The 14,030-nt window shown below is 35.0% G+C and carries 15 protein-coding genes; all 15 read right to left on the minus strand.

The window, feature by feature from the left end; all coding sequences use genetic code 11:
- Nucleotides 1-2: 2 nt before the first annotated feature.
- From GJU43_RS23200 to GJU43_RS05560, 15 genes are read right to left on the minus strand one after another with little or no spacing between them, the layout of a single operon-like run.
- A complete protein-coding gene (locus GJU43_RS23200; protein WP_154339815.1) occupies nt 3-644 on the minus strand; it encodes a CatB-related O-acetyltransferase in 642 nt (213 codons plus the stop codon).
- A gap of 35 nt (nt 645-679) precedes the next feature.
- The gene (gene neuC / locus GJU43_RS05495) at nt 680-1,801 is read right to left on the minus strand and encodes a UDP-N-acetylglucosamine 2-epimerase (RefSeq protein ID WP_154339816.1); all 1,122 of its coding nucleotides are present in this window, start codon (nt 1,799-1,801) and stop codon (nt 680-682) included.
- Complete coding sequence (locus tag GJU43_RS05500; protein ID WP_154339817.1) at nt 1,801-2,592, minus strand: glycosyltransferase family 2 protein; 792 nt, start codon at nt 2,590-2,592, stop codon at nt 1,801-1,803. Before GJU43_RS05500 ends, neuC begins: the two co-directional genes overlap by 1 nt.
- 12 nt (nt 2,593-2,604) lie before the next feature.
- Nucleotides 2,605-3,645 (minus strand): N-acetylneuraminate synthase family protein, encoded by a 1,041-nt coding sequence (locus GJU43_RS05505; protein ID WP_154339818.1) that lies wholly within the window; start codon nt 3,643-3,645, stop codon nt 2,605-2,607.
- 21 nt (nt 3,646-3,666) lie between these two features.
- Entirely contained in the window at nt 3,667-4,332 is a 666-nt protein-coding gene (locus GJU43_RS05510; RefSeq protein ID WP_154339819.1) for a cytidylyltransferase domain-containing protein, read from the minus strand.
- Nucleotides 4,333-4,346: 14 nt separating this feature from the next.
- Nucleotides 4,347-5,414 (minus strand): acyltransferase, encoded by a 1,068-nt coding sequence (locus GJU43_RS05515; RefSeq protein WP_154339820.1) that lies wholly within the window; start codon nt 5,412-5,414, stop codon nt 4,347-4,349.
- Nucleotides 5,415-5,449: 35 nt separating this feature from the next.
- The gene (locus GJU43_RS05520) at nt 5,450-6,505 is read right to left on the minus strand and encodes an acyltransferase (RefSeq protein WP_154339821.1); all 1,056 of its coding nucleotides are present in this window, start codon (nt 6,503-6,505) and stop codon (nt 5,450-5,452) included.
- A gap of 3 nt (nt 6,506-6,508) precedes the next feature.
- Nucleotides 6,509-7,618 carry a glycosyltransferase family 4 protein gene (locus GJU43_RS05525; RefSeq protein ID WP_154339822.1) on the minus strand — a complete coding sequence of 370 codons (1,110 nt, stop codon included), beginning with the start codon at nt 7,616-7,618 and terminating at the stop codon, nt 6,509-6,511.
- A complete protein-coding gene (locus GJU43_RS05530; RefSeq protein ID WP_154339823.1) occupies nt 7,611-8,645 on the minus strand; it encodes a glycosyltransferase family A protein in 1,035 nt (344 codons plus the stop codon). The genes GJU43_RS05525 and GJU43_RS05530 overlap by 8 nt, the downstream gene beginning before the upstream one ends.
- A gap of 26 nt (nt 8,646-8,671) precedes the next feature.
- Entirely contained in the window at nt 8,672-9,355 is a 684-nt protein-coding gene (locus GJU43_RS05535) for an acyltransferase (protein WP_154339824.1), read from the minus strand.
- Nucleotides 9,348-10,223: a glycosyltransferase gene (locus tag GJU43_RS05540; protein ID WP_154339825.1), complete on the minus strand. Its 876-nt coding sequence runs from the start codon at nt 10,221-10,223 to the stop codon at nt 9,348-9,350. Before GJU43_RS05540 ends, GJU43_RS05535 begins: the two co-directional genes overlap by 8 nt.
- Nucleotides 10,220-11,143, minus strand: a complete 924-nt coding sequence (locus tag GJU43_RS05545) for a glycosyltransferase family 2 protein (RefSeq protein WP_154339826.1) — start codon at nt 11,141-11,143, stop codon at nt 10,220-10,222. Before GJU43_RS05545 ends, GJU43_RS05540 begins: the two co-directional genes overlap by 4 nt.
- Nucleotides 11,144-12,061, minus strand: a complete 918-nt coding sequence (locus GJU43_RS05550) for a glycosyltransferase family 2 protein (protein ID WP_154339827.1) — start codon at nt 12,059-12,061, stop codon at nt 11,144-11,146.
- Entirely contained in the window at nt 12,058-13,113 is a 1,056-nt protein-coding gene (locus GJU43_RS05555; RefSeq protein ID WP_154339828.1) for a hypothetical protein, read from the minus strand. Before GJU43_RS05555 ends, GJU43_RS05550 begins: the two co-directional genes overlap by 4 nt.
- Entirely contained in the window at nt 13,089-14,030 is a 942-nt protein-coding gene (locus tag GJU43_RS05560) for a glycosyltransferase family 2 protein (protein ID WP_154339829.1), read from the minus strand. The genes GJU43_RS05555 and GJU43_RS05560 overlap by 25 nt, the downstream gene beginning before the upstream one ends.

Below are 14,030 nucleotides of genomic sequence, written 5' to 3' on the forward strand. Positions count from 1 at the left end.
GATTACTTAAGCCATTTGATAATGAAATCATGAATCGGGATATAAAAATCTCCCACATTTTCTTCTACTTTTTCCGGGCTCCAGTGCCACCATTGTATTTTTTTCATTTTGTCGATGGTATCCAGATCGTATTTCATTTTTACAATTGCTGCCGGAATGCCTCCGACAACGGCATAATCCGGAACATCTTTTGTGACCACTGAACCTGCAAGGACGGTAACGCCATCCCCGATTTTTACGTTGGGCAAAATTATGGCATTCATTCCAATCCACACATCATTGCCAAGGATCGTTTTACTTTCCTCTGTTTTTATATTTTTTTTAAAATCAGACTGCGTTTGTGAACCAATAGGCAAATCTTTATTGACAAGATGATTAAAGTGAGGAAAGGCTGTCACTTCACTTAACGTATGATGTCCAGAATCTAATATAAAATGAACATCATTGGCAATAGAACAGTATTTCCCGATTTCTAATCCCGAGTTTTGATGCCACTGCCACACAAACGCACCATTGTGATAGGTTTTATAGCCAATGGATACATTTTTTGCCTGATGCAAATAGGTTTTATTTTGGCCTTTTAGAAAGTCCAGATGTCCTTTTCCAAGAATTACCCAAGCTATTTTTCGCAGAAACTGTTTCATTTTACTTTTCGTTTACTTCGTTCATGTAAGTGAAATTAGAAATCCTTAAACTGCTTTTGGTGATTCAGCTGCCAAATATCGTTTTTCTTTAGGGAATCCAAAAATAATTCGCTGCTGTTTCCCTGTCCAAAATCATTGGTTGCTACCTGAACTTTGTGCGAATCTATAACAGAAAGGGCTTCTTTTATACTTTCCTGTGAATAATCAGTATTGATAATATCGGCATGAACGGCTCTGTTCTGCTGACGGGTTCCGATATTAATGATAGGGATGCCATAATACGGCGCTTCGCGAATTCCGGCGCTGCTGTTACCTATTATAAACTGACTGTTTTTTAATAAGGTCAGAAAATATTCAAAACGAAGCGATGGAAAAACCCTGAATCTGGTATTTTGTTTTAATCTTTCATAAGAATCCAGAATGAACTGGCTTCCTAAATCATTGTTAGGAAAAATGACCAGATAATTATGGTTGTCCTGCAGCAAACAATCGACAAAAGCTGTCGTATATTCCTCCATGGCCTGAAATTCAGTTGTCACGGGATGAAACATTACGATCGCAAATTTTTCAAAAGGAACCTGATAATATTTTTTTGCGGTTTCTAAATCAGGAAGTTTATCCGAAAACATAATATCAATATCGGGTGAACCAATGGTAAAAACAGATTCTTTTATTTCCCCCATCTGAATCAGCCTTTTCGCAGCCTCATTATTCGACACAAAATGAATGTGGCTTAATTTGCTAACGCTGTGACGGATTAATTCATCTACGGTACCTGAAACTTCTCCTCCTTCAATATGGGCTACCAGAATATTATTCAAAGATCCCACAATGGCACCTGCGAGGGTTTCGACACGATCACCATGTACGACAATCATATCGGGATTTATAATTTTACAATAATGGGATAATCCTTCGATGGTTTTCGCCAAAGTCAGATCCATTGTGGTTTCGTGCGTGTGATTTTCGAAAGTAAATACGTTTTTAAAATTGCAACGCTCAATTTCGATTAAGGTATAGCCATAAATTTCCTGAAGATGCATACCGGTTACAAATACAAAGACTTCAAAATCCGGTTGTTGCTCCAGAATTGAAATCAAAGATTTTATTTTGCCAAAATCGGCACGTGTTCCGGTTAGGAAAAGAATTTTTTTCATTAATTGGAGACTTTCTTTTTTAACTCTTTACGGATTTCAATTTTAGCTTTTAAAATTAGAAAATCATAGCTTACCAACTTCCAATATCTTTTGGTGTTTACAATGGTAATTTTTTTTATAAACGAAAGAATAATGGTAACGAGGCCCGGGAACTTCTTTTTATGCAGAAGGTATTCTGAGATCGTTTCATTTTTATATCGTAAAGCATTTGATTTTTCACTTCTTTTTATAAAATAAAAAAAAGTCTCATTCAAATCTAAAAGTTGAAATCCATTGTTGACCACTCTTTCTGACCATTCTTTATCCTCGCTAAATAGCAGTTCTTCATCAAATTTGAACTGGTCCCATGCCGCTTTGCTCACTAAAGCGCAACCGGTCATTAAACCATATTTTAAAGGTTCTACTATCTTAAAATTATTTTCAACAGCTCTTTTATAATTTTCAATGCTGTTTATATATCGGATTCCGGCAATATTTTCGTTATGCTCTAAAGCTTCCAGTGTATTTCTAAAAAAACTCTTCCCTATTGGAATCGCATGAGAACTGAGAAGCAAAACATACTTTGACACCGCAGCTTCAATACCAACATTGGTCGCCCGTCCATAACTAAAATTCTCTATGGTCACTACTCTGCATTTGTACCTTGAGGCAATCTGTACGCTATCATCAGTCGAGTTATTATCGACTATAATAATTTCATCATAATCTCCTGAATAAACATTTGTGATTATTGATAAAATATTTTCTAAAGCTCTGGCTTCATTTTTATTTCTAATAACGATAGATATCATACTACAATTATATTATTGAAAATCAGTAAAATCTAATTGCTCATCATTTTCTATATCTCTCGTGGCTGCTTTTCCAATTAGATCATTGAAATGTTCCGCCAGGATTTTACCGGTACCCGGGCGTTTTACCCAAATATTTTCTTTAGATAGTTTTTCTCCTTCTTTAATGGATGCGATGGCGCAAACTGTTGCAAAGGCAAAATCAATGGTGACTTGTTCTTCTAATGCCGGTTTTTTTGTCCCGCCGCGCATTAAGGCTATTTCGGCACTGGATACAATTAATTCTCCGCAGGCTTTTTCATCCATGCTGCAAACAATATCCGGACCAGTTCGTTGCATATGGTCTGTAAAATGCCGCTCTAAAATACTGGCTCCAAGAGCAGCAGCACCAAGACAGGCATTGTTATTTAGGGTATGATCACTCAGTCCGAATACTTTATCGGGAAAGGCCTGGTGCAGCTCGGTCATCGCGCCAAAACGCACCAGATGTATGGGTGTTGGATACAGGTTTGTAGTGTGCAGTAAAGCAACAGGAATTTGATGTTTATCGAAAATCGCTACTGCTTTCTGAATGCTTTCTATGGTATTCATACCGGTACTTAAAATGACAGGTTTGCCAAAAGAAGCGATATGTTCTAATAAAGGGTAATTGTTACATTCTCCGGAACCAATTTTGTAAGCGGGAATATCAAATTTCTTTAATCGTTCTGCTGCTGCGCGTGAAAATGGTGTCGAGATGAAGATCATTCCTTTACTTTCCACATATTCTTTAAGTTCCAACTCCTCAGCTTCATTAAGGGAACAGCGTTCCATGATTTCATAAATAGAAACATCTGCATTACCGGGAATTACTTTTTTTGCGGCGCCGCTCATTTCGTCTTCCACAATATGTGTCTGGTGCTTTACCACCTCAACGCCTGCTCTGTGTGCTGCATCAACCATTTCTTTGGCAACTACAAGAGAACCTTCGTGATTAATTCCTATTTCGGCAATAACTAAGGGTGGAAAATCGGGTCCGATTTTTCTACCGGCAATTTCTATAAATGGGTTCATAAAAGGAATGGTATTTTTATGTTATAACTGTTTTTGAAATAGATACTCCGCATAGTCAAAATCTTCCGGGGTATCAATATCAAGTTGTGCAAAAATATGATTTACTTCGAATGGAAAAGCATTTTCTGAAATAATAATATCATTCCTAATTAAGGATGCTTTTGTGATGTATACTAATCCGTTTTCAAAGAAAAGCGGCTCTAAATCCTGGCTTCGCTGGCCAATGGTATAATTAAACGGAATAAATTTCCGGTCTATGATCTTTCCGAATTTCTGATGGTTCCGGGTAACGGTAAATAAACTGTCAAAGTTTCCTTTTTGATAGGCTTCAAAAGTTTCGGCTATCAGATTCTTTGGCCGTAACGGATTGGTCGCCTGAAGCAAAATCACGTTTTCAATAGCATTACTTTGAATAGCTTCCAAAGCATGTCTCAAAGCAGAAACCGTAGGCTCTAAATCACCCGAAATAGCGGCTGGCCTGTCAATTACTTTTGCGCCAAATTGCAGTGCTGTTTTTTTTATTTCTTCATTATCTGTTGAAACATATACCTCATCAATTATGTCGCTGTTTTGCTGCGCATATAAAATAGAATGTGCCAGCAAAGGCAGGCTTCCCAAAACCTGGATATTTTTATCGGGAATTCTTTTGGAACCTCCACGAGCCGGTATTAGTGCTATCGTTTTCATTTTTTTTATTTTTATTAAACGGGATTTTCAGATAGCGTCAGACTTTTTTTGTTTCCTTTCACTTTCTCCAGAATCGGTTTTTCAATATAAATATATGTTATGGAAGAAATCAGAATCAGTATACCCACTCTTATCAGAAGAGAAACGTTCAAATCCTCAATATGCAGGTATTTTTTAATCCTGTAATTGCTTATAAAAAAACAAACCGGGTATTGCAGAATGTAGACCCCAAAACTAATCTCCCCTAAGAATACAAATAGTTTCTTTTGAAATAATTGGGTAATTACTCCTGTATTAAGTGAGATTAAAAGTATCAATGGAACAAAAAGTAAAGCCGATGCACTGTGCAGGTTGAATCCAAATGGAAATTTTAGGGCTAAAATGACCAAAGCAGCAAACACAAGAATTAACAAATCGTAATTTCTTTTCTTTTCATTCAGATACTTTATGAAAAGCAGTCCGGCCAGATTCCCTGCTAAAAACTGGTGGAGGTGTAATAACGGATTGTAGAGTATAAAGTCCTTCATATACATGGAATCACTCGCTCCAAAATTTACAAATAATACATTTGTTACTATTTGAGTAAAGATCCAAAATAAAACGATAGCCATTGAAATTCGTTTCAAAGCTATTTTTTTATACACTTCATTAAACACAAAAGGAAAAATGGCATAAAACAACACTTCGACGGATAAGGACCAGGCCGGAAAATTAAACGAAAGCGCTTTTCCCGGAATCCAGGCCTGAACCATGAAAATATTTAAAAAAAATCCGGAGAAATCAAATTCGGCAGCTTTTAACTGTACAAAAATTACCAGGATTACAGCCAAAAAATACAAAGGGTAAATTCTTGCAAACCTGTTTTTAAAATACGCTATGAAGGGAACAAAAGGTTTATTCCCGTATGCAATAACCATCACAAATCCTGAGAGTATAAAAAAATAACTCACACTGATGTTTGCATTCTGAAAAATAAATGCCAGCTGCGGATTCTCTGTAAAAATGCTTCCGCCACCATAATGAAAGATAACAATTGAAACTGCAGCCAGAAATCTGGTAAAGGTTAATTGGTCTATTCTCATATTCTGTTTACATTCTTTTATTGCTCTTCTTTAATTTAGGCCAGTACGGGTTTATTTTTAATTTTTATTTTATTCTGAATAGGTTTCTCGATATAGATATAAACTACTGCAGAGAAAATAATTAAAATAAAAAATCTGATAAAAAAGACGATTGTCGGATCGGTTAGGTGCAAATATTTATTTACGGTATAGGCGCTTATTAAACAATAGATGGGATGCTGAAAAATATAAATTCCAAAACTGATCTCACCTAAAAAAACAAAGGCTCTTTTTTTGAACAGTTGCGTTATAAATCCATTGTTTAGTGCGATGCAAAATATCAGGGGAATAAAAAACACGGCCAGTAATCCGTTATGAAAATTTAAGCTTAAGGGGAATTTCAGGGCCAGAATAATCAGGGCCACTAATCCCAAAATCTGGAAATCATAATTTTTTTCCTTATGCTGCATTTTTTTGACAAAAAAGAAACCGGCAAGATTTCCAATCAAAAATTCATTTAGGTGCATTACAGGATTGAATTTTAAAAATCTGGATATGCTTTCAGATTCACCATGTCCGTACAGAGAGAAAAATACATTGAAAACGACCTGACTTAAAATCCAAAACGAAATGATGTATACCGAAATTCTTTTAAAGGAGAATTTAGTAAAAAGCCAGTTCAAAACAAAAGGAAAGATCAGATAGAATATCAATTCGACAGATAATGACCATCCGGGAGGATTACCTGTTAAAACTTTAGCCGGAACCCAGGACTGAATCATAAAAAAGTTTAACAAGAAAGCTGATACGTCTACACTTTGGATTCGAATTTGCAGAAAAAGCATCATTAGCAGCGCCAAAAAATACAACGGGTAGATTCTGGCAAACCTGTTTCTGAAATAATCCTTAGCGGAAATAGCTGATTTGTTTCCGTAAGCTATCATCATTACAAAACCCGATAAGATAAAAAAGTAGCTTACACATAGATCGGCATTATTGACGATGAAACTAACATAATCATTATTAAACACAAAACTTTTTCCGCCGTAATGGAATGCAACAATGGAAATGGCGGCAAGAAATCTTGTAAAAGTCAACTGGTCTAATCTCATGCTTTAATTTTCTTTATTTTTTAATTTGTTTTTAGCTTTTTCAATAATTTCATTCATGCCTTCATTCCAGTTTTGCATCGCATACAAATCATCCGGAAATTTAGGGGTTTCAAAGTTTCCTTCCAGAAATTCGTTTATGGCGTTTTCCCATTCAGCAATGGAATGAGGATTTTCGATTAATTTTCCAAGTTTACCATATTGCAAAACTTCGGGAACACCTCCGAGGGCTGATGCAATGCAATAATTACCACAATGTAAAGCTTCTATCAGGCTAAGCCCGAAACCTTCCTGGCATAAGGTTGGAAAAAGATAACAATCGGAAGCCTGGTAATATTTAGGAAGCTCATCGTTGGGGATTCTGCCTAAAAATAATACGCCTTCAGTTTCTTCGCGCGGATCAGAGCCTATCACTACCAAAACGATATTTTTGTGCAGCCCGTAAATTTCCTTCCAGACATTTAAAATTAAATTCAGACCTTTTTTCGGCCTGTCCTGCGAGCACCAGACAAACACTTTTTTAGCATTGAAACCTAACTCTCTTTTTAGTTTTGTTTTTTCTAATTCGGAAATCTTAGTGAATTTTTGAGTATCAATAGCGTTGTGCAGTACCGAAAAATAACCCGGCAAAATACTAACCTGATTTTTATGCTGCCTGTAACTATCGTGAGTAAGTAAAACCATTTCATCGATGGCCTCATAAAAATCCTTCGAATCTTTTTGTGTATAGGGTAAATACCCGTGATAGAAAAACTGAATATAACAGCGGTCAGCAATTCCTTTTGAAACCAGATAATTTTTAAGCGGTTTCACCATCCCGTAATTATCTACAATCTGAATGATGTATTTTTCATTAGGAACGATCAGCTTATTAAGCGCCTGAAAATATTCCTGATTTTTTTTCTTTAAAAATTTACGCTGCAATTTGTGCCAGAAAGTAAAATTGACAAAACTATATTGTATTGTCTTGTATGAGTTTTCTGGTTTCGGGCAAACGATACCATCAATTTTATGTTTCCCTTCCAGATAATTTTTATAAAGGGTAGTCCAGCTTCCAATCTTTGAAAAAGGAAGCGGTGCCTGAGAAATAAGGATTACTTTAATAGCATTATCCATGTTTTTGATCGTATTGTATTGCCTCTGCCAGAGAAAGCCCTTTTAATTTGAGGCAATAATACCATATTTTTTTTTGTGTTATGATCCTGGCGAATAATTTATATTTTAATAAAAAGGCCATTTTTGACGATTTTATTTTTTTTAAAACAATCGGTTCCTGAGGAAAAAAGTCATTTGGTTTTATTTCTTGAAAAGTTTTACGCATCCAGTCTTCTTCGACATTTCCTAAGTGATACGCAAAATTATCTGCTGTGGAAAGTCGCCACATTCCTTTTTTTACTACGGGAAAATCCAGTAATTTCCCTTCGGTTTCACCACCCAGCATAAAATCCGAATGTTTCATATCGCTTTTTTCAAAAACTTCTTTTCTGTACGTAGTGATAAAGTGCCCGGCACCCACAACCGCTTTAAAATCGCTATTAGAAACAGTCAGGTATTTTTGAAGGTGAATATCACTATATATTTTCGGATTCCCAACGCTTGCTGCAAAGGCTTTTAAGGCCTCAGGATTTTTGACTTTTGTAAAAAAAAGTGATTTCGAAAACAGTAATTCGAACCAAATATTGAAGGTATGATTTTTCAAAGATCTTGAAGAAGGAGTGGGACAAACTGCTCCTGTTTTTGGAAATTTTTCAAAAATATCATAGCTCTCTTTTTGCCAGTCGTTTAAGAAAAGTACATCGGAATCTGCAATGGTAATAAAAGGAAAATTATGTCCTGCTATACCTTTTATAATAGAATTAGGTTTTCCGATATTGGTACTATGGATCACTTCCTGAATTTTTCCGTCTTTCTGAAGCCGGTTGAGGTAATCACTAATTAGAGTATGACTTCCGTTATTGACAACAGTAATATATGTTTTGGGATGAATTGTTTTAAACAGGGATTCAAGACAATATTCTAAAATCTTAAAACTGTCTTTAAAATAACCTTCCTGATCCGGTATGTACACAGGAATGACAACCTGATGAAAGAATTTAGCTGCTTCTTTTATCTTATCTTTATTTGGATTGAACCCGATTCGCATAGTATAGCTGTATTTTTAAGCGCAAATTATCCCCATGTTATATTTTTCTTTATAATCCTGGCCGGAATCCCGGCATACAGGGATTTCGGATCTTCCAGATTTTTATTGACTACAGTATTGGCAGCAATTACGGAATTTGAAGGTATTCTGGAGCCCTTTAATATTAATGCCCGGCATCCGACCCAGACATTCTCTTCTATAAATATTTCTTCCGGCTGATTGACAACACTACCATTTTCATCCCAAATGGTATGATGATCAGAATCCATAATCAGGATATCCCAGGATAACAAACAATTCGTACCAAATTCAATTCCTTTAGAACAAACAATCGAACTTTCGGCAGTGATTGTAAATTTATTTCCAAAAATTACTTTTGCATTTTTAGCTACACTAATTTTGGCACCTTGCCCAAAACCGGCACTTCCTCTAAAAACAAGCTCTCCCGAGATTTGTAAAATTGATCGGGAAAATTTCTCATCAAATATACCGACTTTTCCATAACCTATTTTCACCAAACCGTACCGTAAAGGGCATTCGAACCTGATGCTTCCTTTCAGTTCATTAAAAACTACATTTTTGGAAATCAGCACCGGAAACATAATGGCCTCATTAAAGGGAAAATATTTAAAATTAAAATAGATGGTTTTAAAATTTTCCTTCAGTAAATGTTTGGACAAAAAAATAGTTTTCTTAATAAAATTATTCATCTTTTTCAGTAAAACAGTGACACAGACAATAAACAGGTCTGAGATATAAATCGATCTTATTTATTTTAACGGGATTTTGAGGGTAAATCTCATTCCACATGCCGGCAGCACTTACCAATAATCTCCTTGCAATTTTATGAAGCAGAAACGGGTTTTTTATGCCCATTTTTTTAAAATTGAAAAACATTTTTTCGTGAAGGCCTATGTATTTTTTTCGCTGGAGCGAAAGTCTGTCTGCATTATCGTATTCTCTGTAATAGGCTAATGGTTCATTGATGTAATGCACTTTATGTCTGTAAAACATACGCTGGTAAAAATCAACATCTTCTCCTATTTTTATGCTCTCGTCAAATAATAAATCCGGCTGAAATACCGTCTTTCTGATTAAAGGAGTAGGCGATTTAACCACCCAAACTCCTAATGCATTCCAGAAAACATCACCGGAACGTTTATGGATTTTATTCTGTGAAGCCCCAAAATATTTTCCTGTTACTTTTCCTTTTTCATCCACGACAGCAACAGAAGAATGCACACAATCAATGGAAGAGTTCTCTAATAGTACGCTGACCTGCTTTTCAATTTTAGAAGTTTCCCAAAAATCATCATCGTCCAGGAAGGCTATATATGCTCCTTTTGACAACTTAATCCCAAAATTTCTTGCTGATGATAACCCTCCGTTTTCTTTGAAATGGTAAATACAATTCGGGAATTCGGCGCAGATTGCTTCCGCATAATTCGAAGAAGATCCGTCATCAATTACCAGAATTTCAATATTTTTATAGGATTGACTGACTACAGACTGAATCGCATTTTTAAGATATTCGCTACGGTTGTACGTCGGTATAATAACAGTTACTAAAGGAGTCATTTGTTTAAAATTTTTGAAATGATAAACTGAGCTAATTTATAAAAATATAGTCCTCTTAATTTTTTGCCTGACTGAATCTTCTGAATACTTGAAATATTTAAAAATTCTTTCTTATTGGTCCGGATATAATTTTTTATATAATGGTCTATAAACTGGCCATACTTTTCCGTTTGCCCGAAATAATTTAAATATCCGGCTTTTTCATGGTAAACGCTTTCTAATTTATTTTTTTGCAAATAAGACGAGGTTGATCCTTCATGTCTTCTGAAAAAATTTAAGTTCTTATTTAAAAAAGCGAAGGAACTGTTTTGTACTAAATAGGACCATAAAAAAATATCGGAACACAATCTGTTCTGAAAAAGTACGGCCGGAATTTCAGTTTCAGGCTTTCTGAAAACAACGGAGCTTCCATTGGTAATATAAGTATCAAAAGGCATTTGTTTTAAAAAAACTTCCTTGTCTATGATTCTATATTCTCCTTCCGGTGTATTCAGGTCTTTTGTTCTGTTTGCTGAATCGTAAATTACAGCCCCATTTTCAACATATTTACTACTGCAAAAGGCCAATGAGGCAGTATCATTCACCTCTAAAATGTTCACTAATTCTTCCAGAAAATTGGGTTCGGAATAATCATCGGTTTCGGCAATCCAGATGTATGGTGTTTTGGCCAGTTCAATTCCTTTTTGCCAGGAAAAATAGCCACTGCACGAGTTTGATTCATTTACAATAAAATGCCTGACTTTAAAATCCGGATTGCTGTTCAGGAAATCAGTGATGATCTGAACACTATTATCGGTCGATTTATCGTCAATTATAATCGCTTCCCAGTCTTTGTAGGTTTGATTAGAGATACTTTCTAAACGGTCCTTTAAAAACGCAGCGTGATTATAACTTGGTAGTATGATGGAAAGCTTTGCCATTTATTTTGCCTTAAGTCGTACTATTAGTTTAAAAAAAGACCTGGCCGGTTTTAAAAGGCCTATTTTTTTTAGTCCCTTTTTTATCATTAAACCGGTCTGGTAGCTGTTTGACTTTTTGATTTCATTTAATTTAATCCTGAATTTTTCATTTGAATCGTAACATCTTGAAATTAGATCAAAAGAAAACCTGTAATATTCGTCGTAACTCAATATTGCTTTAAAAGACTCCAACACCTTTATTTTATTATCGTCAATTCCAAGCGTCATCATCCTGCTCGAAGGATTAATTCTGTAAAATGCTAAAGGTTTGTCTATAAAAACGGCTTTATTTGACGCTTTAAAAAGACTGACCCAAACGACCCAATCTTCTTGTGCCGACAGATTTTCGGGAAAACGAATGGTTTTAAATAAAGCTGCATCAAAAAAACCGCATTGCATCTGAAGCGAAAAAGAAACATTCCACTGAAATAAAAAGCCTTCCACATTGAAAAAGGATTCATCCAAAACACAAAATGGCGGTAAGGAAGCCTCCTGGTTGTCAACAATCATTCTGAAATTGGAGATAACAATTCTGACATCCTTATTTTCGGGTACTTCTAATTGAAGTAATGATAATTCCAGTTTTGTCTTTTCTAAAATATCATCTGAATCCAAAAATTGGATGAAAGCTCCTTTCGCCGCTTCAATTCCGAAATTTCTGGTACTGCTGACCCCTCCGTTTTCTTTAAATAAATAAACAAAACGGGAATCTTTGGCCGCAAAGGTTTTTGCAACTGCTGCAGTATTATCGATACTTCCGTCGTCAATGATTAAACATTCCCAATTGGAGAACGTCTGATTACTGACAGACTCTAGCGCTTCACCCAGATACTGCCCCTGATTATAGCAGGGAACAATAATAGAAACTAATGGATTCATTGATTAGTTTTCAATTGATTAAAGAAAAGATCGTATTCTTTGGCAATCTTTTCCGGTTGGTATAAATTCTTCTTTTCTGTATATTCTTTCGTCTTAAAGAAGGCTTTTTTTTTGGAATCTAAAACACTTTTAATCACCTCATCGTAATTTTTTTTCTCCAGATCTAATAGCGGAAAATCGAAAAAACGAGCCACTTCTGTGAGATTACCCACTTTAGGAATGATCATTGGTTTATCAAAAGTGAGCCCCAGATATAAATTTCCCGAATTCAGATTTCTGATTCTGGGTATTACAATCAGGGAAGAGTCTTTTATGAGATCAACCATATAATCGTAGTCTAAAAATTTATATCCAAAAAAGTATTGATTTTTACGAAGCGGGTAACAATATATTTTTTCAGCAATCCTTTTGTATATTTTTCGGAAACGATACGGAAAATAAGACGGCCTGTTTACAAATTGAAACATATTCGGAACAATCAGAAATTTATTTTTTAGAGGGATTTTCCTGAAAATTTTTAAAATCAACCTGGCTTCTTCATCAGATCTGATGGCTCCAATAACTGAAACTATATATTTATCTTCTAAATTTAACTGAAACCTGGCTTTAAAATCTGCCGTTTGGTAGTCTCCCGTAAGACTCTTATATAAGGGATGATATATGACGGTGTGTCTGCAATTAACAGAAAAGAGAGTTTTGTATTTTTCTAAAGAATAATTTCCTAAATGAATGATGCCATCGGCATGTTTTTGAATCAGTTTGAACAAATCGATGAATTGATTCTCTTCGTCGTAGTGCGATTCTATGTCATTTAAAGTGAAAACAATTTTTGAATGCTGTTTCCATACTAGTATCGTTTTTTCAAAATCTGTTAATTGTTCTTCTGTTGGAATAACCCAATTAAAGATCGCTTCCGGAAATTGGATATTTACAATTTCGTAAGTGTTTTTATACTCCTTAAAATCACCAAAAATAAAATTACATGCTGAAAAAAAAATAATTTCATCCAGGTAAATATTTCTATCCTTTAGATGGGGAACAAATACTTCCATAAATTTTTAATTTTTTTTCGTTTAATTCTGCTGTAAATAAACTCGATTATAATTATTTCTGTTGATTTAAATTTGAATTTAAAACATTCTTTACTTAAAAAATTTATTTTAGTGAAGTCAGAAATATTGCCAAAAATATTGATTAGCTGCGAATGAGCATATTGTTTTAGTCTTTTGTTTTCAACCTTAAAATTAACCTGTACGAAATACAGGAATAGAAAAAGGCTCTTTACTTTTAGCCTTATGTTTTTTAGATTCGAAGGTTCAGAAGATATATTGATTCCGCTGAGTCTCCAGTAAACACTTGCCGATTTGATATAATGGATTCCATTATTTTTGCTAAAAACAAGCCAGGTCGCATAATCCGAGAACCAGGCGAGCGGAAAATCTACAAAGCCCTTATTATCATTATAAATATTTCGGCTAAAGATAAATTCACTTGCGGTGATCGTTTCTTTCATGAGGAGCATCTGATCCAGTAATTGTTCTGCTTTTTCATGAACTTCATGCTCAAAATTTGTGCCCTGCAATTGTCCGTCCTTGTCTATAATGCTAAGATTAAATCGGATTAAATCGACTTTTTCTTTTTTCAGCTCTAAGAAAGCATAAAATTCTTCAACTACATTAGTCCCTAAAACATCATCATCTCCTAACAGTATCAGCCATTTTTCTTCTGTTGCAAGTGCAATGCAGCGTTCCCATTGTCGGGTTAACGAAATACTGCCCAGGTTATCCTCAAAACGATGGTAAACCAAATCAATTTTAGGTCTGTATCGTTCTAATAAAACCGAACAATCTTCTGTACTGGCATCATCACCGATATAAACCCTAAAACGCTTATCCGTTTGATTGGCCAGTGATTCTAAGGCAGCCTCAAAAAAAGTAAGTTTGTAATACGGAATTATGATGGCCAGCAT

Origin of the sequence: Flavobacterium sp. LC2016-23, assembly GCF_009674775.1 — a bacterium.
In the GTDB taxonomy this organism is placed as follows: Bacteria; Bacteroidota; Bacteroidia; order Flavobacteriales; family Flavobacteriaceae; genus Flavobacterium.